This window comes from Mesorhizobium sp. M4B.F.Ca.ET.143.01.1.1 (genome assembly GCF_004792275.1).
Classification (GTDB): domain Bacteria; phylum Pseudomonadota; class Alphaproteobacteria; order Rhizobiales; family Rhizobiaceae; genus Mesorhizobium; species Mesorhizobium abyssinicae.
Window position 1 is genome coordinate 539,083 of sequence record NZ_SRSR01000002.1, and the last position, 17,786, is coordinate 556,868.

At 64.7% G+C, this 17,786-nt stretch carries 17 protein-coding genes; 5 read left to right on the forward strand and 12 right to left on the reverse strand.

Translation table 11 applies throughout. The features are described from left to right. Positions 1–11: 11 nt before the first annotated feature. The 3 genes from EN786_RS06830 to EN786_RS06840 form a co-directional block, all read right to left on the reverse strand. Complete coding sequence (locus EN786_RS06830; RefSeq protein WP_187331199.1) at positions 12–794, reverse strand: ATP-binding cassette domain-containing protein; 783 nt, start codon at positions 792–794, stop codon at positions 12–14. A gap of 2 nt (positions 795–796) precedes the next feature. Next, complete coding sequence (locus EN786_RS06835) at positions 797–1,861, reverse strand: ABC transporter permease (RefSeq protein WP_135908094.1); 1,065 nt, start codon at positions 1,859–1,861, stop codon at positions 797–799. Between the two features lie 161 nt (positions 1,862–2,022). Beyond that, on the reverse strand, positions 2,023–3,039 hold the full coding sequence (locus EN786_RS06840) for a sugar ABC transporter substrate-binding protein (protein ID WP_187331253.1): 1,017 nt from the start codon (positions 3,037–3,039) through the stop codon (positions 2,023–2,025). 229 nt (positions 3,040–3,268) lie between these two features. Here EN786_RS06840 and EN786_RS06845 point away from each other — a divergent pair, with 229 nt between their 5' ends. The 4 genes from EN786_RS06845 to EN786_RS06860 all read left to right on the forward strand — a co-directional run bounded on the left by EN786_RS06845 (position 3,269) and on the right by EN786_RS06860 (position 7,313). Then, positions 3,269–4,495: an ROK family transcriptional regulator gene (locus tag EN786_RS06845; RefSeq protein ID WP_127283840.1), complete on the forward strand. Its 1,227-nt coding sequence runs from the start codon at positions 3,269–3,271 to the stop codon at positions 4,493–4,495. Between the two features lie 2 nt (positions 4,496–4,497). Next, positions 4,498–4,944: an RbsD/FucU domain-containing protein gene (locus EN786_RS06850; RefSeq protein ID WP_127283839.1), complete on the forward strand. Its 447-nt coding sequence runs from the start codon at positions 4,498–4,500 to the stop codon at positions 4,942–4,944. Continuing rightward, complete coding sequence (locus tag EN786_RS06855; RefSeq protein ID WP_127283838.1) at positions 4,941–5,864, forward strand: carbohydrate kinase; 924 nt, start codon at positions 4,941–4,943, stop codon at positions 5,862–5,864. Before EN786_RS06850 ends, EN786_RS06855 begins: the two co-directional genes overlap by 4 nt. Before the next feature lie 306 nt (positions 5,865–6,170). Further along, on the forward strand, positions 6,171–7,313 hold the full coding sequence (locus tag EN786_RS06860) for a DegT/DnrJ/EryC1/StrS aminotransferase family protein (protein WP_127283837.1): 1,143 nt from the start codon (positions 6,171–6,173) through the stop codon (positions 7,311–7,313). Between the two features lie 26 nt (positions 7,314–7,339). On the opposite strand, the gene ccoS is transcribed toward EN786_RS06860, so the two are convergent. The 7 genes from ccoS to ccoN form a co-directional block, all read right to left on the reverse strand. Then, complete coding sequence (gene ccoS, locus EN786_RS06865) at positions 7,340–7,480, reverse strand: cbb3-type cytochrome oxidase assembly protein CcoS (protein ID WP_127283836.1); 141 nt, start codon at positions 7,478–7,480, stop codon at positions 7,340–7,342. Then, positions 7,477–9,726 carry a heavy metal translocating P-type ATPase gene (locus EN786_RS06870; RefSeq protein WP_127310523.1) on the reverse strand — a complete coding sequence of 750 codons (2,250 nt, stop codon included), beginning with the start codon at positions 9,724–9,726 and terminating at the stop codon, positions 7,477–7,479. Before EN786_RS06870 ends, ccoS begins: the two co-directional genes overlap by 4 nt. Next, complete coding sequence (locus EN786_RS06875; RefSeq protein ID WP_127310518.1) at positions 9,723–10,499, reverse strand: DUF2189 domain-containing protein; 777 nt, start codon at positions 10,497–10,499, stop codon at positions 9,723–9,725. Before EN786_RS06875 ends, EN786_RS06870 begins: the two co-directional genes overlap by 4 nt. Positions 10,500–10,719: 220 nt before the next feature. Then, positions 10,720–11,589, reverse strand: a complete 870-nt coding sequence (gene ccoP / locus EN786_RS06885) for a cytochrome-c oxidase, cbb3-type subunit III (protein WP_127310519.1) — start codon at positions 11,587–11,589, stop codon at positions 10,720–10,722. Then, positions 11,580–11,747 (reverse strand): cbb3-type cytochrome c oxidase subunit 3, encoded by a 168-nt coding sequence (locus EN786_RS06890; RefSeq protein ID WP_127310520.1) that lies wholly within the window; start codon positions 11,745–11,747, stop codon positions 11,580–11,582. Before EN786_RS06890 ends, ccoP begins: the two co-directional genes overlap by 10 nt. Continuing rightward, positions 11,744–12,478, reverse strand: a complete 735-nt coding sequence (ccoO, locus tag EN786_RS06895) for a cytochrome-c oxidase, cbb3-type subunit II (protein WP_128273696.1) — start codon at positions 12,476–12,478, stop codon at positions 11,744–11,746. The genes EN786_RS06890 and ccoO overlap by 4 nt, the downstream gene beginning before the upstream one ends. Before the next feature lie 3 nt (positions 12,479–12,481). Then, positions 12,482–14,134 (reverse strand): cytochrome-c oxidase, cbb3-type subunit I, encoded by a 1,653-nt coding sequence (ccoN, locus tag EN786_RS06900; protein WP_189340544.1) that lies wholly within the window; start codon positions 14,132–14,134, stop codon positions 12,482–12,484. A gap of 170 nt (positions 14,135–14,304) precedes the next feature. Here ccoN and EN786_RS06905 point away from each other — a divergent pair, with 170 nt between their 5' ends. Then, positions 14,305–15,033 carry a Crp/Fnr family transcriptional regulator gene (locus tag EN786_RS06905; RefSeq protein ID WP_135908096.1) on the forward strand — a complete coding sequence of 243 codons (729 nt, stop codon included), beginning with the start codon at positions 14,305–14,307 and terminating at the stop codon, positions 15,031–15,033. A gap of 15 nt (positions 15,034–15,048) precedes the next feature. On the opposite strand, the gene cysQ is transcribed toward EN786_RS06905, so the two are convergent. Together cysQ and cysN are read right to left on the reverse strand one after the other, a co-directional pair. Continuing rightward, positions 15,049–15,837: a 3'(2'),5'-bisphosphate nucleotidase CysQ gene (gene cysQ, locus EN786_RS06910; RefSeq protein ID WP_189524274.1), complete on the reverse strand. Its 789-nt coding sequence runs from the start codon at positions 15,835–15,837 to the stop codon at positions 15,049–15,051. Positions 15,838–15,847: 10 nt separating this feature from the next. Beyond that, positions 15,848–17,785, reverse strand: a complete 1,938-nt coding sequence (gene cysN / locus EN786_RS06915) for a sulfate adenylyltransferase subunit CysN (RefSeq protein WP_189340585.1) — start codon at positions 17,783–17,785, stop codon at positions 15,848–15,850. Position 17,786: the final 1 nt, after the last annotated feature.

Consider the following 17,786-nt stretch of genomic DNA (forward strand, 5'->3'; position numbering starts at 1 on the left):
GTCGCGGCGAATCAGGCGGCCAGCGCGTCCTCCGGCGGCTTCTTGGCGCCGGTCATCAGGGCGACGGCATCCGACATGGAAATCTGCTTCGGATCGACGACGCACAGGCGCCGTCCGAGCCGGTGGATGTGGATGCGGTCGGCGACCTCGAACACATGCGGCATGTTGTGCGAGATGAGCACGATCGGCAGGCCGCGCTTCTTGACGTCGAGGATCAGTTCCAGCACGCGGCGGCTTTCCTTGACGCCGAGGGCGGCGGTCGGCTCGTCCATGATCACCACTTTCGAGCCGAAGGCTGCGGCGCGCGCCACCGCGACGCCCTGGCGCTGGCCGCCCGAGAGCGTTTCGACCGCCTGGCTGATGTTCTGGATGGTCATCAGGCCTAGCTCGGTGAGCTTGTCGCGGGCGCGCTTTTCCATCGCCGGACGGTCGAGCATGCGCAGCCAGCTGCCGAGCGGGCCAGGTTTGCGGATCTCGCGGCCGAGGAACATGTTGTCGGCGATCGACAGCGCCGGCGACAAAGCGAGGTTCTGGTAGACAGTCTCGATGCCGGCTTCTCGAGCCTCCATCGGCGACTTGAAGGCAACGGCTTTGCCTTCAAGCTTGATTTCCCCTTCGTCGGGCACGGCCGCGCCGGAAATCGCCTTGATGAGCGATGATTTGCCGGCGCCGTTGTCGCCGATCACCGCCAGGATTTCGCCCGGATAGAGGTCGAAATCGGCATTGTCGAGGGCGGTGACACGACCATAGCGCTTGGTGAGACCGCGCGCGGTGAGGATGGGTTCCTGGGTCATGATTATGCCGAAACCTTTCTGATCCATTGATCGACCGCCACGGCGCCGATGATCAGCCCGCCGGTGAGCAGCACTTTCCATTGCGGATCGGCGCCCATCATGTTGAGACCCATCGAGACGACGCCGACGATCATGGCCCCGAACAGCGTACCGAGGATCGAGCCGCGGCCGCCGAAGAGCGAGATGCCGCCGATCACCGTCGCGGTGATGGCTTGCAGATTGTAGTCGGTGACGGCGGCCGACGGTGAGATCGAGCCGTTGCGGCCGATCGAGACCCAGGCCGCGAAAGCGGCGATCAGCCCGGCAAGGGCGTAGACCGTAATCAGCACCTTCTTGGTCTGGATGCCCGACAGTTTCGCAGCCTCCTGATCGTCGCCGACGGCATAGACATGGCGGCCCCAGGCGGTGTGGTTGAGCACGTACCAAAGCACTCCCACCAGCACGACCGTGGCAATGACGCCGGCTGTCAGCACGGCGGAGCCGACCCTGAAGCTCATCGCGAACAGGTGCAGCAGCGGCGCCTGCGCATCGACATCGGCATCGCGGATCGTCTCATTGGCCGAATAGATGAAATTCGTGGCCATGACGATGTTCCAGGTGCCGAGCGTGACGATGAACGGCGGCAGCTTCATGTAGGCGACCAAAAGGCCGTTGAGAAGCCCGCAGGCGGCGCCGGCGGCAAGGCCGACGATAACGGCGAGGATGGTCGGCATACCGTAGGTGATGGCGCAGTTGCCCATGATGACGGCCGAAATCACCATGATCACGCCGATCGACAGGTCGATGCCGGCGGTCAGGATGACCAGCGTCTGGGCGGCGCCCAGAATACCGACGATGGCGATCTGCTGCAGGATCAGCGTCAGCGTGTAGGACGAAAAGAACCGTCCGCCGATGGCGATACCGAAGATGATGATCGACAAGACCAGCACGATCAGCGGCACAGCGGCCGGCGTGGAGTGCAGGAAATGCTGGGCGCGCTTGACGAACGACTTGCCGTGCTCATCGAAGGCGGCGACGCTGGTGTCGCTGCTCGAGAGAACCTTCTCGAATTCCTGAATCTGAGACATATCTCCTCCCGTCTGCGCGGAGCTTCTCACGGCTCCCCGTCCCGTTCACGCATTCCGGTCTGTCGCCTGGATTGTCAGCGCCAACGAAAGCGCATCGTCCACCCGATGCGGCCGGGGATCAAGCCCCCAGCCGCAAGGTTTATGTGCCGGTCAGCCCAGCATCAGCCCCAGCACTTGGCGAGGCCTTCCTTGGTGTCGATCGACTTGACGCCGTTGGCCGGCTTGTCGGTGACGAGGTTGACGCCCGTATCGAAGAAGTTCTTGCCTTCGGTCGGCTTCGGCTTGGTGCCGTCCTTGGCGAACGCGGCGATCGCCTCGATGCCGAGCGCGGCCATCTGCAGCGGATATTGCTGCGAGGTGGCGCCGATGACGCCTTCGGTGACCGACTTGACGCCGGGGCAGCCGCCGTCGACCGAGACGATCAGCACCTGCTTCTCGAGGCCAACTGCCTTGAGCGCCTGGTAGGCGCCGACGGCGGCCGGCTCGTTGATGGTGTGGATGACGTTGATGGTGTTGTCCTTCTGCAGGAGGTTCTCCATCGCCTTGCGGCCACCCTCTTCGTTGCCGTTGGTCACGTCATGGCCAACGATGCGCGGATCGTCCTCATCGCCGATCTTGTTGGGGTCCTTCACGTCGATGCCGTAGCCCATCATGAAGCCCTGGTCGCGCAGCACGTCCACGGTCGGCTGCGACGGGGTCAGGTCGAGGAAGCCGATCTTGGCGTCCTTGGCCTTGTCGCCAAGCGTCGCAGCGGCCCAGGCGCCGATCAGCTTGCCGGCTTCGAGGTTGTCCGTGGCGAAGGTCGCGTCGGCCGCATCGATCGGATCGAGCGGGGTGTCGAGCGCGATCACCAGCAGGCCGGCGTCACGCGCCTTCTTCACCGTCGGCACGATGCCCTTGGTGTCGGACGCGGTGATCAGAATACCCTTGGCACCGTCGGCGATGCAGCTTTCGATCGCCGCAACCTGGCTCTCGCTGTCGCCGTCGATCTTGCCGGCATAGGTCTTGAGGTCGACGCCAAGTTCCTTGGCCTTGGCGGTCGCGCCTTCCTTCATCTTGACGAAGAAGGGATTGGTGTCAGTCTTGGTGATCAGGCAGGCGCCGACGCCGGCGGCCGATGCCGTCGAGGCGAACGCCATCAGGCCCAACGCGGCGGCCGCGAACACGGTGGACTTCAGCAGTGCTTTCTTGGTCACGATTTTCCTCCCAGTGGAACCATTGCGGACGCCGGGCCACCCGACGTCTCAAGCGCATCCAACCATTTCTCCCAGCGTGGACGCCCCCTCAAAAGACACCACTCCGAGACGGCTGTCAATAATTAAATCACTCTTATTTATTATTGACAGCCTTGCGTCGTTCACTCATTCTGCACGAAAAGCATTGAGGGGAAACGACGGAGGAAACAGGGTGGAGACCGGCATTGCGAGGCACGGTTCGCCCGAGGCGGCAGAGAGCCGCCTGCACCGCGGCACCAACCAGAGCGGCATGCGCGACCACAATGAGCGGCTTGTGCTGTCCCTGGTGCGCCAGCATGGCAGCCTCGCCAAATCCGACATAGCGCGCATGACCGGACTCTCGGCGCAGACCGTTTCGGTGATCATGCGCGAGCTGGAGGACGACCGGCTGCTGGTGCGCCAGGCGCCGCTGCGTGGAAGGATCGGCCAGCCCTCCATTCCCATGGCGCTCAACCCCGAAGGCGCTTTCTTCATCGGCCTCAAGATCGGCCGCCGCAGCGCCGAGCTGGTGCTGATCGACTTCCTCGGCAATGTGCGCTCGATGCTGCAGCACTCCTACCGCTATCCGGCGCCGCGCGAGACGGTGGAATTCGCGCTTTCCGGCATGACCAGGATGCGTGGCGAACTTACCCAGGCGCAGGACAAGCGCATTGCCGGGCTCGGCATCGCCATGCCGTTCGAATTGTGGAACTGGGCCGACACCGCCGGCGCGCCGCGCGAGATCATGGACGAGTGGCGCCATCGCGACATCCGCTCCGACATCCAGGCGCAGTGCGATTTCCCTGTCTACCTGCAGAACGACGCCACCTCGGCCTGCGGCGCCGAGCTCGTCTTCGGCCAGGCGGGCGGGGCGCGCGACTTCGTCTATTTCTACATCGGCGCCTTCGCCGGCGGCGGCATCGTGCTCAACGGCCGGCTGTTCGGCGGACCGACCGGCAATGCCGGCGCGCTCGGCTCGATGCCGGTGCCGGGGCCGGACGGCAAGCCGACGCAGCTCATCGACGTGGCATCGATCGCCATGCTGGAGAAGGCGCTCAACGCGCGCGGCGTCGAGGCCTCGCATCTGTGGACGTCGCCCGAGGACTGGGGCGAGATCGGCCCCGAGCTCGACCTATGGATCGCCGGCGCCGCGCAGGCCCTCGCCTACGCCATCGTCGCGGCCTCCTCGGTCATCGATTTCGAGGCGGCGGTGATCGACGGCTGGATGCCGCTCTCGGTGCGCGGCCGTCTCGTCGACGCGGTGAGAGTGGCCATCGGCACGATCGACGGCGAAGGCCTGAAGTTGCCGGCGGTGCGCGAAGGAACCGTCGGCATCCACGCGCGGGCACTTGGCGGCGCCAGCCTGCCGCTGTCGGAGCGCTTCCTGATCGGCTCGACCACGATTTCCAGGAGCGCCTGAGCATGCTGATCGGCATCCCCTCGCTGCTCGGCCCGGAGCTTCTGGCAACGCTGCGCGCCATGGGCCATGGCGACGAGATCGCGCTTGTCGACGGCAACTACCCGGCCGAGCAGCAGGCGCATCGGCTGATCCGCGCCGACGGCCATCACATGGTTCCCGTGCTCGACGCGATATTGAGCGTGCTGCCGGTGGACGACGCAGTGCCGGAGGCGCTGTTTCGCGCCTCGGTCAAGGGCGATCCGGCGCTCGCCGATCCGGTCCACCATGAGATGGAAGCGGTATGCGCCAGGCGCGCGCCCGGCCACAAGGTGGTTGCGCTGGCCGGCGCCGATTTCTATGCACGGGTCAAGGCCGCGCATGCGATCGTCGCCACCAGCGAACCCCGGCTCTATGCCAACATCATCATCCGCAAGGGCGTGATCTATCCGCCGGAAAGCCAGACATCATGATCCTCTGCTGCGGCGAAGCCCTGATCGACATGCTGCCGCGCACGACGACCGAGGGCGAACCGGCCTTCGCGCCCTATGTCGGCGGCGCGGTTTTCAACACGGCGATCGCGCTCGGGCGGCTCGGCGCGCCGGCCGGCTTCTTTTCCGGCCTGTCGTCGGACCTGTTCGGCGGCCAGTTCCGCGAAGCGCTCGGCGCAAGCAAGGTCAGTTCCACCTATGCCCACACCTCGCCAAGGCCGACGACGCTCGCCTTCGTGCGGCTCACCAACGGTCAGGCGACCTACACTTTCTACGACGAGAACACCGCCGGGCGCATGCTCACCATCGAGGATCTGCCGAGCCTCGGCGCCGAGATCGAGGCGATGCTGTTCGGCGCCATCAGCCTGATCTCCGAGCCTGCCGGATCGGCCTATGAGGAGTTCATGCGGCGCGAGCACAACAGCCGCGTCATGATGCTCGACCCCAACATCCGGCCGAACTTCATCCCCGACAAGGCAAAGCACCTGCGGCGCATCCGCGAGATGATGGCGATGGCCGACATCGTGAAACTGTCGGACGAGGACCTCAACTGGTTCGACGAAGCCGGCTCGCACGAGGACGTCATCCGCAACTGGCTGGATCGCGGACCGAAGCTGATCGTCGTCACCCATGGCAGCGAGGGCGCGGTCGGCTACAGCAAGAGCCACAAGGTCACGGTGATGCCGCAGAAGGTGACGGTGGTCGACACGGTCGGCGCCGGCGACACCTTCAACGCCGGCATCCTCGCCTCGCTGCACGAACAGGGCCTGCTCACCAAGGCGGCGATCGGCGACCTGTCGGAAGACGCGATCCGCCAGGCGCTGGCGCTCGGCGCCAAGGCGGCGGCGGTGACGGTGTCGCGCGCCGGCGCCAATCCGCCCTGGCGCCACGAAATCGCCTGATCGGCCGTCCATCCGGCGGCGAAGCCGCTCAGCCGGCTGATCACTTTATGTTTCCGTCGGCTGAAAAAGCGCGAGAAAAGGCACTGATTGCGCCTTGCAAAGGCCGGAATTCCGGCACCTTGCGGAAAAGCAGGAGTGATCGTCAAGTAACAGGCTGCGACAACCGGACCGGTCGCCATGCCCGTGGCCGGCTTTCTCGGATTGTCCAAGTCTGGTACCAGCGGCCCGTTAAGTTGTTGTTTCCGTGCGTGTCATGCCCCCGCCGCTTGCCATGGCGACACGCACCAACCCCTTGTTGAGGCAGACATGCAGTTCATCGATCTCGGCGCGCAGCGCGAACGTATCCGCGACCGGCTCAAAGCCGCGATCGACCGCGTTGTCGACGAAGGCCGCTATGTCCTCGGGCCTCAGGTCACCGAATTCGAGAACAAGCTCGCGGCCTATGTCGGCACCAAGCATGTCGTGGCCTGCGCCAACGGCACCGACGCCTTGCTGCTGCCGCTGTTCGCGGCCGGCATCGGCCCGGGCGACGCGGTGTTCGTGCCGAGCTTCACCTTCGCAGCGACGGCCGAAGTGGTGGCGCTCGCCAAGGCCGAACCGGTGTTCGTCGATGTCGATCCCGACACCTACAACATCGACATCGCCAGCCTCGAGGCGGCGATCCAGTTGATCAAGAAGGAAGGCAGGCTGAAGCCGAAGGCGATCATCCCGGTCGACCTGTTCGGGCTCGCCGCCGACTACGAGGCGATCATGGCGATCGCCAAGCGCGAGGACCTGCTGGTGATCGAGGACGCCGCCCAGTCGATCGGCGGCTCGGCCGACGGCAAGTTCTGCGGTTCCTTCGGCCATGTCGGCTCGACCAGCTTCTATCCGGCAAAGCCGCTCGGCTGTTACGGCGACGGTGGCGCGATGTTCACCAATGACGACGCGATGGCCGACAAGCTGCGCTCCTTCGCCTTCCACGGCAAGGGCGAGACCCAGTACGACAACATCCGCGTCGGCATCAATTCGCGTCTCGACACGCTGCAGGCGGCGATCCTGATCGAGAAGCTCGCCATCCTCGAGGACGAGATGGTTGCCCGGCAGGCGGTCGCCGATCGCTATGCCTCGGGTCTCGGCGATATCCTCAAGGCCTCGCGCAATCTGGGCCACGGCCGCTCGGCCTGGGCGCAATACGCCATCGAAACGCCGAAGCGCGACGGGCTGAAGGCGCATCTGACGGAGAAGGGCATCCCGTCCGTCATCTACTACGTCAAGCCGCTGCACGTGCAGCTTGCCTATCGCGACTATCCGCGCACGCCGACCGGCCTCGCCGTTTCGGAAGAACTGCCGAAGCGGATCCTCTGCCTGCCGATGCACCCCTATCTCAGCGAAGCCGACCAGGATCGCATCATCGAGACGATCCGCAACTATATCGGCTCGAACTCGGCGCACGTCGCGGCGGCGTAGGCCCCTCTGCTGCCTGTCCGGCTCGACTATTCGTCGTCGAGCAGGATGCGTTCGGCCGCACCTTGCATGTCGTCGTACTGACCGCTTTTCAGCGACCACAAGAACGCGCCCAACGCCGCCCCGCCAAGCAGGAGCGCCAGCGGAATGAGATAGACGAGACTGCTCATGCGCGCCCCACCACGGGCGGCAGTGGTTTTGGCATCTGGTCGGCAACCCAGCCGCTGGCCACATCGCGGCCGGCGATGCCGCGAAGCCGCAAGGCGTTCGCGACGACCAAGATCGACGACGCCGACATGGCCAGTGCGGCAAGCAGCGGCGTGACCTGCCCGGCGATCGCAAACGGAATGGCGATGGCGTTGTAGCCGATCGCGAGGACGAAATTCTGATGCACCAGCCGCGCCGCCTGCCGGGCGATACCGATCGCATCGGGAATGGCCAGCAGGCTCGGCCGGAGAAAGACAAGGTCGGCGGCACTGCGGCCGATATCGCCGGCGCTGGACGGCGCCATCGACACATGCGCGGCACTCAACGCCGGCGCATCGTTGAGACCATCGCCGACCATCATCACCTTGCGGCCCGTGGCGGCAAGCGCGGCGATGCGGGCAACCTTCTCCGCGGGCAGCAGTCGTGCCGACACGTCGCCTATGCCGAGTTGCCCACCGACGCGCAAGACCGTCCGCTCCTGGTCGCCCGATAAGATGGCCACCGCAAATCCATCGCGCTTCAGAGCCTCGATCGAGCGCGCCGCATCCTGCCGCAGGCTGTCCTCAAAAAGGAGTGAAGCGAGCGGATGGCCGTCGCGTGAGAGCATGGTTGCGGCCGTGGCGCCGGATACCGCCCATTCGGCACGGCCGAGCCGGTATAGGTGCCGCCCGATCCGGCACTCGACCCCCAGTCCCGGATGCTCGGCAATTGCGACCGGCATCGTTTGCAAACCGTCGTCGAAGGCCGCCAGAGCCCGCGACACGGGATGATTGGAGCGAGCCGCGATCGCTCCGGCGATCGCCAGTGCGGATGGCTCGATCTGCGAGGCATTGGCCAAGCTCAGCCGCCCCGTCGTCAGCGTTCCCGTCTTGTCGAAGAGAACCGTGTCGATCTCCGCCAGCCGCTCCAGGGCCGAGCCGTCCTTGACCATGATACCGGCCTCGAACAGCCGCCTGGCCGCCACCGTGTGCACGATCGGCACCGCAAGCCCAAGCGCGCAGGGGCAAGTGATGATCAACACCGCGATGGCGACACTTATGGCGCCATGCCAGTCGCCGGTCGCGACCATCCAGCCGAGAAAGGTGAAAAGCGCGGTCAGGTGAACTACCGGCGAATAGAGACGCGCGGCGCGATCGGCGATGCGCCTGTAGCGCGAGCGGCCGCCATCGGCCGCTTCCATCAGCGCCACCATTTCGGCGAGCGAGGAATTGCCGGCATCGGAGGTGGCCGTCAGCGTCAGCGCGCCGCTGAGGTTGAGCGTCCCGGCGCGCAAGGACGATCCGGGCCCGACCGATTGAGCGGCGCTCTCGCCGCTGACCAGCGAGCAATCGACATCGGACCGGCCGCCGTGGACGATGCCGTCGACCAGGAGGCGTTCGCCGGGCGCCACCGCCAGCAGCATGCCCTCCTTGATCTGTCCGGCAGGCAGATAGTCGCGCGTACCGTCCTCGCGTTCCACAGTCGCGCCACGCGGCGTGAGCCGGATCAGGCCGCGCACGGCGCTGCGCGCCTTCTCGCGCATGACATGGTCGAGGCTGCGGCCGATGAGCAGGAAGAAGAGAAGCGATATCGCCGCATCGAAATAGGCATAGGCGCCGCCGGCGGCGGTGTCGTAAAGGCTGAGCGCGAACGCCAGGATGACGCCGACGGAGATCGGCACCTCCATGTTGGTCCTGCCCTGCCGCAGGGCCGACCACGCCGCCGCGAAAAACACGCGTCCGGAATAGATCAGCGCCGGAAAGGCCAGCACCGCCGAAATCCAGTGAAAGGCCTGGCGGGTCTGTGGCTCCGCGCCCGACCAGACCGATACCGACAACAGCATGATGTTCATCGAGGCAAAGCCGGCGACGGCGGTTGCCCGCAGCAGCCGCGAAAGCTCGGGGTCGACGGCCGCGTCCTCGTTGTCGAACAGATGCGCCGCGTAGCCTGCCGTCATCACCGTCTCGAAAATGGGGGGCGGCATCTCGCCCCGCCATTTCACCGACAGCCGCCTGGCGGACAGGTTGACGCGCGCCTGCTCGACACCCGGGACGCGGCGGAACGCCCCCTCGATCGCGGCGATGCAGCCAGCGCAGTGGACGCCGGGCACCGACAGATCGGTCTGGCGCAGGCCATCCGCAAGGTCGTGACTGGCGAGCAGGATTTCATCGCGCGACGGAGGGCCGCCGAGCTCGGCCGCGGCTTCCGCTCCGGGCGCGCAGCAACTCATCTCATTGCCTTGTAGGCGTGCCACGTGCCGTGACCGAGCACGGGAAACACGACAACCAGGCCAAGCAGGCCGGTGGCGACGCTCAACAGGAAAAGCGCAAGCACGATCGAGCCCCAGGCGATCATCACGGGTATGTTGTTCCAGACCAGTGAAATGCTGGTGCCCATGGCCGTGAAGGCATCCGTCTCCTCGTCGAAAAGCATCGGAACGGAGAAGGTGCTTATGGCAAAGGCGAAAGCGGCGAAGACGCCGCCGGCCACGGATCCAACCAGGAGCATCGCCCATCCAGTAGGCGTCGTGAACAACATCGACGTGATGTGATCGAGACCCGGGAACGGCAGCAGGCCGAAGAACAGCGCGTAGATCAAGACCGCCGCCCGCATCCACACCAGCATAAGCAGGCACAGGATCGCCCCGGTGAACCAGACCTGCGCGCCGGATTTCGGCCGGACGAAGATCATGCGCGAAAGCGAGACTGGCTGCCCTGCCGCGATCGCCCAGCTCTTTTCATAGAGGCCGATGGCGATCAGCGGCCCGACGACCATGAAGCCGGCGAGCGCGGGAAACAGGATATAGTCCAGGCCAAGCGCGAAGAGTGTCCAGACGATCGCCAGCGAAACAATGAAAACCGCCGCGCCATAGACGAGGCTCGGGCCGGGGCTGACCATGAAATCCCGCCAGCCGGCTTTGAGCCAACCGACAGCGGTGCCGGCCGGCAGGTTGCGCCGGTTGCGCTCGATGTAGGGCCGCGAGGCGTCTGGGGCTTCGGTCATGGTCTTCTCTCTCAACACGCCGGCCTGGCCGGACGAAGGAGGGACGCCGTGTCTAAGGCGGGATCGAGCACGCATTCCGGCTGCGATTGGACGGCGACGTAGACAAGATGAACATTGGCGCCGATGAAGACGGCCAACAGCACCGCCACGACCGCAAACCATTTGAGCCGTGTATTTGCCCGCCTTCGCGCCGATAGACCGGCAATCATGGCCGCCGTTCTCATTTGGCCTGCCCAAGCTGACCGACATAGAGCGCGAGCAGCTTGATCTCCGCCGGCGTCAGCCGCGCGTTCCAGTTCGGCATGTGCCCCTGGCGGCCGGAATAGACCGTCGAATACACATCCTGGAGCGTGCCGCCGTAGATCCAATGGCTGTCGGTGAGGTCGGGCGCACCCTGCTCATGCATGCCCTTGGCGTCCTTGCCATGACACGCCACGCAGTTGCCGGCGAAAACCTCTCGGCCGGCCTCGATGCTTTCGGCCGACCCTGCGTCCGGCATCGACAGGGAGCGGACATAGGCGACGACGTCGGTGATCTTCTGACGATCGAGTATGCCGTCGCGGCCGAATGCCAGCATCTGCGAAACGCGGGTATCGTCATTGGTCGAATTGATGCCGATGCCGATCGTCTCGGCGATCTTCTCGGGTTCCCCGCCCCAAAGCCAAGACTTTGCCGTCAGATCCGGGAAGCCGGGCCCCCCGGTTGCCTTGATGCCGTGGCAAGCCGCGCAATTGTCCGAAAACAGCACGTGACCGGCCTTCGTCACGTCCTGCATCAGCACCGGATCGGATTTGATCGCGGCGAAATCCAAGGCCTGGATCTTGTCCAGCCAAGCGGCGCGCTGAGCCTTCGCGGTTGCCACCTCCTGATCGACGATGCGACGCTGGTCGTTGCCGAGCAGGCCCTTCGTGTAGGTCGAACCAAGCGGCCAGGCAGGCATCAGCAGCCAGTAGCCAAGGCAGAACAGCGCTCCGATGGCGAGAAAGAACAGCACCACCTTGGGAACCGGCGTGTTCAGTTCCTCAATGCCGTTCCATTCATGACCGGTCGTGGTGCGGCCGGTGACAGGGTCGCGTCGTCCTACATCCACGGCTTGTCGTCCTTGTCCAGAATGCTGCTTTTGGCGCGATCGAACCCGGCTCGATTGGACGGCCAGTAGGCATAAATCACCACCCCGGCGGACAGAGCGAGGAGATAGAAAAGGCCCCAGCTTTTGGAGATTGCGACCACCGCGTCATGCATGCTCATTCCCCCAGCGCCGTCTGGTCGGTCTTCCTGGCCGCATCGGTCAATCCGCCGAGGATCTGCAGATACGCGACTAGCGCGTCCATCTCCGTCAACTCGCCGGGATTGCCGTCGAAAGCCCTTACATGGGTCGCCTTGCCGTAGCGCTCGGTGACGCCACGCGCCTTGTCGTCATCCGGCGCGGACTGGCCATAGGCATCGATCGGCGCGTTGGCGACCATCTCGTCCGTGTAGGGCACGCCGACGGTCCGCAAGGCGGCCAGGTGCCTGCCGAGATCGTCGGTCTTCAAAGGCGTGCGCAGCAACCAGCGATAGGCCGGCATTATCGATTGCGGAACGACATCGCGCGGGTTGTTGAGATGCGCCACCTGCCATGCATCCGAGTATTTCTCGCCGATGCGGGCTAGATCGGGCCCGGTGCGCTTCGACCCCCAGAGCATCGGGTGATCATATTTGGATTCGACCGCCAGCGAGTAAGGTCCGTAACGCTCGACCTCGTCGCGCAACGACCGGATCATCTGGGAATGACAGGCGTAGCAGCCTTCGCGCATGTAGATGTTGCGCCCGGCGACCTCGAGTGGCGTGTAGACGCGCATGTCGGGCGCCGCCTCGACCGTGGAGCCGATCGTGAAAAGCGGCGCGATTTCGACCAGGCCGCCGATCGAGGCGACGGCGATGATGGCCAGCATGAAGCGGATGGCGCTGCGTTCGAGTTTGCGATGGAGGTCAGCCACGGGTCATTCTCCAGGCTGTGCGGCAGGCCTGCCGAGCGGCAGGTCGACCTCGCCACCGGCCTCGACGCCACGCTCGAGGCGCGCCTGCCGGATGGTCATCAGCACATTGTAGGTTCCGACGATCGCGCCGAGCAGGAACAGCAGCCCGCCGAAGGTGCGCGCGACATAATAGGGATGCATCGCCTCGACCGTGTCGAGGAAGGAATAGGCGAGCGTTCCGTTCTCGTTGTAGGTGCGCCACATCAGGCCCTGGATAATGCCCGAGTTCCACATCGAGAAGACGTAGACAATGGTGCCCGAGAGTGCGAGCCAGAAGTGCACCTCGACGAGTTTCGGCGAATAGATCGCCGGCCGCTTCCACATCCACGGGACCAAAGCGTAGATCGAGCCGAACGTGATCATCGCCACCCATCCCAGCGCGCCGCCGTGGACATGGCCGATTGTCCAGTCGGTGTAGTGGGAGAGCGAGTTGACGGCGCGGATCGCCATGAACGACCCTTCGAAGGTCGACAGGCCGTAGAAGACCGCCGCGACCATCATGAAGCGCAGCGTCGCGTCGTCGCGCACCTTGTGCCAGGCGCCGTTGAGTGTCGCCAAGGCGTTGCCGGCTGAGGCCCAGGACGGCACCAGCAAGACCAGCGAAAATGTCATGCCGAGCGTCTGCACCCATTGCGGCAGCGCCGTGTAGTGCAGGTGGTGCGACCCTGCCCACATATACATGAAGGTAATGCCCCAGAAGCTGATCAGCGAAAGCGGATAGGAGAAGATTGGCCGCCCGGCGCGCTTCGGCAGGTAGTAGTACATCATGCCGAGGAAGCCCGAGGTGAGGAAGAAGGCGACGGCGTTGTGGCCGTACCACCATTGCGTCATCGCATCCTGCACGCCGGAGAAGGCCGAGTAGCTCTTGGCGCTGCCGAAGGAGATCGGCACAGCCAGGTTGTTGACGATATGCAGGATCGCCACGACCAGGATGAAGGCCATGTAGTACCAGTTCGCTACATAGATGTGCGGTTCCTTGCGGCGGGCCAGCGTGCGGACAAAGATCAGGAAATAGACAATCCAGACAATCACCAGCCAGAGGTCGGCATACCATTCCGGCTCCGCATATTCCTTGGACTGGGTGATGCCCAGGAGATAGCCGCTGGCTGCAACGATGCAGAAGAGATTGTAGCCGATCAGCACGAACCAGGGGCTCAATTGGTCGGGCAGCCGGGCGCGCGACGTTCTCTGCAGGACGTGGAAGGAGGTGGCGATCAGGGCATTTCCGCCGAAGCCGAAGATGACGCCGCTGGTGTGGACCGGCCGCAACCTGCCGAAGCTCGCCCAGGCAGCGTCGAAGGTCAGCTCCGGCCAGGCCAAAAGCGCCGCAACCCAAACGCCAACGAACATGGCGATGACAGCCCAGAACATGGTGAGGACAATGCCCACCTTGGTCGGATCGTCATAGTAGTGCTCGAGCAGGGACCGGTCCGGCGGCGGCGCATCCCATCTGGCGATGATGAAGCCGCTCAACGCCAGCGCGAGAAGGAGCACGGTGAAGCCCTGGACGCCAAAAGGCTCGCCGCGACCCGCGGCGGCCATGGCAAGTCCGATCGCCGCCACGACAAGGCAGATGATAAGCCCAATCTGCCGTTCGGTGACAGTCAGCTTGGTCATGCGAGGTCTGCCTTTCGCGTGCATGAACGGCGGTGGTTGGCCCGCCTTATACGCGCTGGCAGAAGCTGTCTTTGCGCTAGCGCAAATTGGCCTGCCCTATTGCCCGGTTTGCACTTTGAAAGTCTGTGCTTTCGCGGCATTGTAGAAAGTATGACCACTGCCGAAATGAGATGAGCGCCGGCCGCCAGGACGTCCACAATTCCAACGTTCCCGCACTGTGCCAAAGCTGCGAGGCGCGTCACAACGGCATGTGCGGCGTGCTCAACGCGGATGAGCTGCTCGCCTTCGCCAAGCATACGAGAGTCGTCAGGCACGGCGCCGGCGAAGAACTGCTTTCCGAAGGCGCGTCGATCACGGCGTACAGCAATGTCATGCGCGGCGTGGTCAAGCTGATCAAGACGCTAGCCGATGGACGCCGGCAGATCGTCGGGTTGCAGTTCGCGCCGGACTTCGTCGGCAGGCTCTATGCCGACGAAAGCGCGGTCACCGCCGAAGCCGCCTCGGATGTCGAGCTTTGCCGCATATCGAAGCGTGCCCTGGAGCGCATGGTCGCCAGCAATCCGATGCTGGAGGGACGGCTGCTCAAGCAAGCGCTGCGCGATGTCGACGAGGCGCGGGAATGGATGGTCGCGCTCGGCCGCAAGACTGCCTCGGAGAAGCTGGCAAGCTTCCTCGGCCAGATCGGCAGACATCTCGACCCCATGGTCGCGCAAGACGATCGGACGCTGGCCTTCGAACTGCCGCTTACACGGGCCGAGATCGCCGATTTCCTGGGATTGACGATCGGGACGGTCTCGCGCGAGCTGTCCAGGCTGAAACGCGACGGGATTATCGAGATCAGATCCCGCCGCAAGATCGAAATCATCGACAGGCAGCGCCTCCAGCAGCGGTCAGGCTGACCCGATCGCGGCCGCTCACACTGCCTTGGCTGCCTTCCCGCTCGCAATAAAGTGCGGATTCGCGAAATCGGCGTCGCTGGCCTGGTTGCGCTTGCCGTAGGCGAGCGGATGGCCGTCCAGCGTGCGCGTCATGCCGCCGGCTGCGCGCAATACCGCATCGCCCGCCGCGGTATCCCATTCCATGGTGCGGCCGAAGCGTGGATAGACGTCTGCCTCGGCGGCAGCGACGAGGCAGAATTTCAGCGACGAGCCGACCGAGACGATCTCGGCGGCGCCGAGGTCGCGAATGAAGGCATCGGTTTCCGGCGTATTGTGCGAGCGGCTGGCGACGACGGCGAGCGGCGTCCCCCCTGCCCGCACCGCGATGGTCCGGCGGCCCGTGATATTGAAATCGCCGTCGACCTCGATCGCTTCCGCCCTGCCCGGCCGGCCCGAGAAGAAACGCCCGGTGCAGGGCGCGAAGACAACGCCGACTTCCGGCACGCCGTGACGAATGAGCGCGATGTTGACGGTGAAATCGGTGCGGCGGTTGACGAATTCCTTGGTGCCGTCGAGCGGATCGATGAGAAAGAAGACGCCGTCGAGATCGGGCGTCGCGATGCCGGCCGCCACCTCTTCCTCGGCCACGCAAGGGATGGCCGGATAAGCGGCGCGCAGGCCGGCGAGGATGATCTTCTCGCTCTCGCGGTCGGCTTCCGTCACCGGCGAGGAGTCGGACTTGCGGTCGACGGCGCAGCCTTCGTGAAAGACGCGCATGACCTCGCGCCCGGCTTCCAGCGCCAGGCGCTCGAACACGCCGAGCATTACCTCGTCGTCAGATGCCGCCGCCGTTGTCGTATTGGTCTTCGACAATGTCACGCTCGTTCAGCCAGAGTTCCAGGGCCTCTACCATCTCCTCGGCCGATCTGCCGAGCGTCTTGAGATGGATTTCAGGATTCTCCGGAGCTTCATAAGGTGAATCGACGCCGGTGAAATTCTTGATCTCGCCACTCAGCGCGCGCGCATAGAGACCCTTCGGATCGCGCCGGGCGCATTCCTCGAAGGGCGTGTCGACGAACACCTCGACGAATTCGCCATCCGCCATCAGTTCGCGCGCCACGCGCCGTTCGGCGGCGAAGGGCGAGATGAAGGAGACGATGACGATCAGGCCGGCATCGGCCATCAGGCGGGCGACCTCGGCGACGCGGCGGATGTTCTCGACACGGTCGGCGTCGGTGAAGCCGAGATCGCGGTTGAGGCCGTGGCGGACATTGTCGCCGTCGAGGATATAGGTGTGGCGCCCGGAGGCGAACAGCTTCTTCTCGAACAGGTTGGCGATGGTCGACTTGCCGGAGCCGGAAAGCCCGGTGAACCAGAACACGGCCGGGCGCTGGTTCTTCAGATCGGAACGACCGCGCTTGCCGACATCGAGCGACTGCCAATGGATGTTTTCGGCGCGGCGCAGCGAATGCAGGATCATGCCGGCGCCGACCGTGGCATTGCTGATGCGGTCGATCAGGATGAAGGCGCCGGTGGTGCGGTTCTCGGCGAAATTGTCGAAGGCGATCGGCGAGCGCGTCGAGAGATTGCAGATGCCGACCTCGTTCATCTCCAGCGACTTCGCCGCCTCGTGCGCGAAGTCGTTGACGTTGACGCGGTACTTCAGCTCGGTGACGGTGGCGCTCACCTGGTCGGTTTCGGTGCGCAGGATGTAGGAGCGGCCGGGCAGCAGCGCGTGCTCGTCGAACCAGACGATGTTGGCGGCGAACTGGTCGGCGACCTGCGGCCGCGACGCCGGCGCGACCAGAATGTTGCCGCGCGAGACCTCGACCTCGTCGTCGAGGACGAGCGTGATCGCCTGGCCGGCGACCGCTTGGGCAAGGTCGCCGCCATGGGCGACGATGCGCTTGACGCGGGACGACTTGCCGGACTTGGCGACGACGACCTCGTCGCCCTGCGCAACCGAGCCGGAAGCAATGGTGCCGGCAAAACCGCGGAAATCGAGATTAGGACGATTGACGTACTGCACCGGGAAACGGAATGGCTGCTCGACCGCGGCCTCGTCAACCGAAACGGTTTCCAGGTGCTCGATCAGCGTCGGCCCGGAATACCATTGCATGTTGGCGGAGCGGCTGGAGACATTGTCGCCATAGCGGGCCGACATCGGGATCGGCGCGATCGTCTGGAAGCCGAGATTGTGCGAGAACCGGCTGTAGTCCTCAACGATCTTGTCAAACACCGCCTGGTCGAAATCGACGAGGTCGATCTTGTTGACGGCCAGCACGATGTGGCGAATGCCGAGCAGCGAGGCGATGATCGAATGCCGCCTGGTCTGGCGCAGCACCCCCTGGCGCGCGTCGATCAGCACGATGGCAAGATCGGCGGTCGAGGCGCCGGTCGCCATGTTGCGCGTGTACTGCTCGTGGCCGGGCGTGTCGGCGACGATGAACTTGCGCTTCGGCGTGGCGAAGAAGCGGTAGGCGACGTCGATGGTGATGCCCTGCTCGCGCTCGGCTTCGAGCCCGTCGACAAGCAGCGCGAAATCAATGTCGTCGCCTGTCGTGCCGTGCTTGCGCGAATCGCGCTCCAGCGCGGCAAGCTGATCCTCGAAGATCTGCTTGGTGTCCGACAGCAGCCGCCCGATCAGAGTCGACTTGCCGTCATCGACAGAGCCGCAAGTGAGGAAGCGAAGCAGCGACTTCTTTTCCTGCGCGGCCATGTATTCGCGGATCGAGTCGGTGGGGGCGAGGCTTTTGGCCATGATGTGGCGCATG

Excerpts from the sequence above, each read along its gene's own strand:
- EN786_RS06875 (WP_127310518.1), bottom strand. The coding sequence starts at position 10,499 with ATGACCGAAGCCCCAGACGCCTCGCGGCCCTACATCGAGCGCAACCGG.
- EN786_RS06890 (WP_127310520.1), bottom strand. The coding sequence starts at position 11,747 with ATGAGCATGCATGACGCGGTGGTCGCAATCTCCAAAAGCTGGGGCCTT.
- EN786_RS06870 (WP_127310523.1), bottom strand. The coding sequence starts at position 9,726 with ATGAGTTGCTGCGCGCCCGGAGCGGAAGCCGCGGCCGAGCTCGGCGGC.
- EN786_RS06855 (WP_127283838.1), top strand. The coding sequence starts at position 4,941 with ATGATCCTCTGCTGCGGCGAAGCCCTGATCGACATGCTGCCGCGCACG.
- EN786_RS06905 (WP_135908096.1), top strand. The coding sequence starts at position 14,305 with ATGAGCGCCGGCCGCCAGGACGTCCACAATTCCAACGTTCCCGCACTG.
- EN786_RS06830 (WP_187331199.1), bottom strand. The coding sequence starts at position 794 with ATGACCCAGGAACCCATCCTCACCGCGCGCGGTCTCACCAAGCGCTAT.
- EN786_RS06860 (WP_127283837.1), top strand. The coding sequence starts at position 6,171 with ATGCAGTTCATCGATCTCGGCGCGCAGCGCGAACGTATCCGCGACCGG.
- ccoN (WP_189340544.1), bottom strand. The coding sequence starts at position 14,134 with ATGACCAAGCTGACTGTCACCGAACGGCAGATTGGGCTTATCATCTGC.
- EN786_RS06850 (WP_127283839.1), top strand. The coding sequence starts at position 4,498 with ATGCTGATCGGCATCCCCTCGCTGCTCGGCCCGGAGCTTCTGGCAACG.
- ccoS (WP_127283836.1), bottom strand. The coding sequence starts at position 7,480 with ATGAGCAGTCTCGTCTATCTCATTCCGCTGGCGCTCCTGCTTGGCGGG.
- cysQ (WP_189524274.1), bottom strand. The coding sequence starts at position 15,837 with ATGCTCGGCGTGTTCGAGCGCCTGGCGCTGGAAGCCGGGCGCGAGGTC.
- cysN (WP_189340585.1), bottom strand. The coding sequence starts at position 17,785 with ATGCGCCACATCATGGCCAAAAGCCTCGCCCCCACCGACTCGATCCGC.
- EN786_RS06835 (WP_135908094.1), bottom strand. The coding sequence starts at position 1,861 with ATGTCTCAGATTCAGGAATTCGAGAAGGTTCTCTCGAGCAGCGACACC.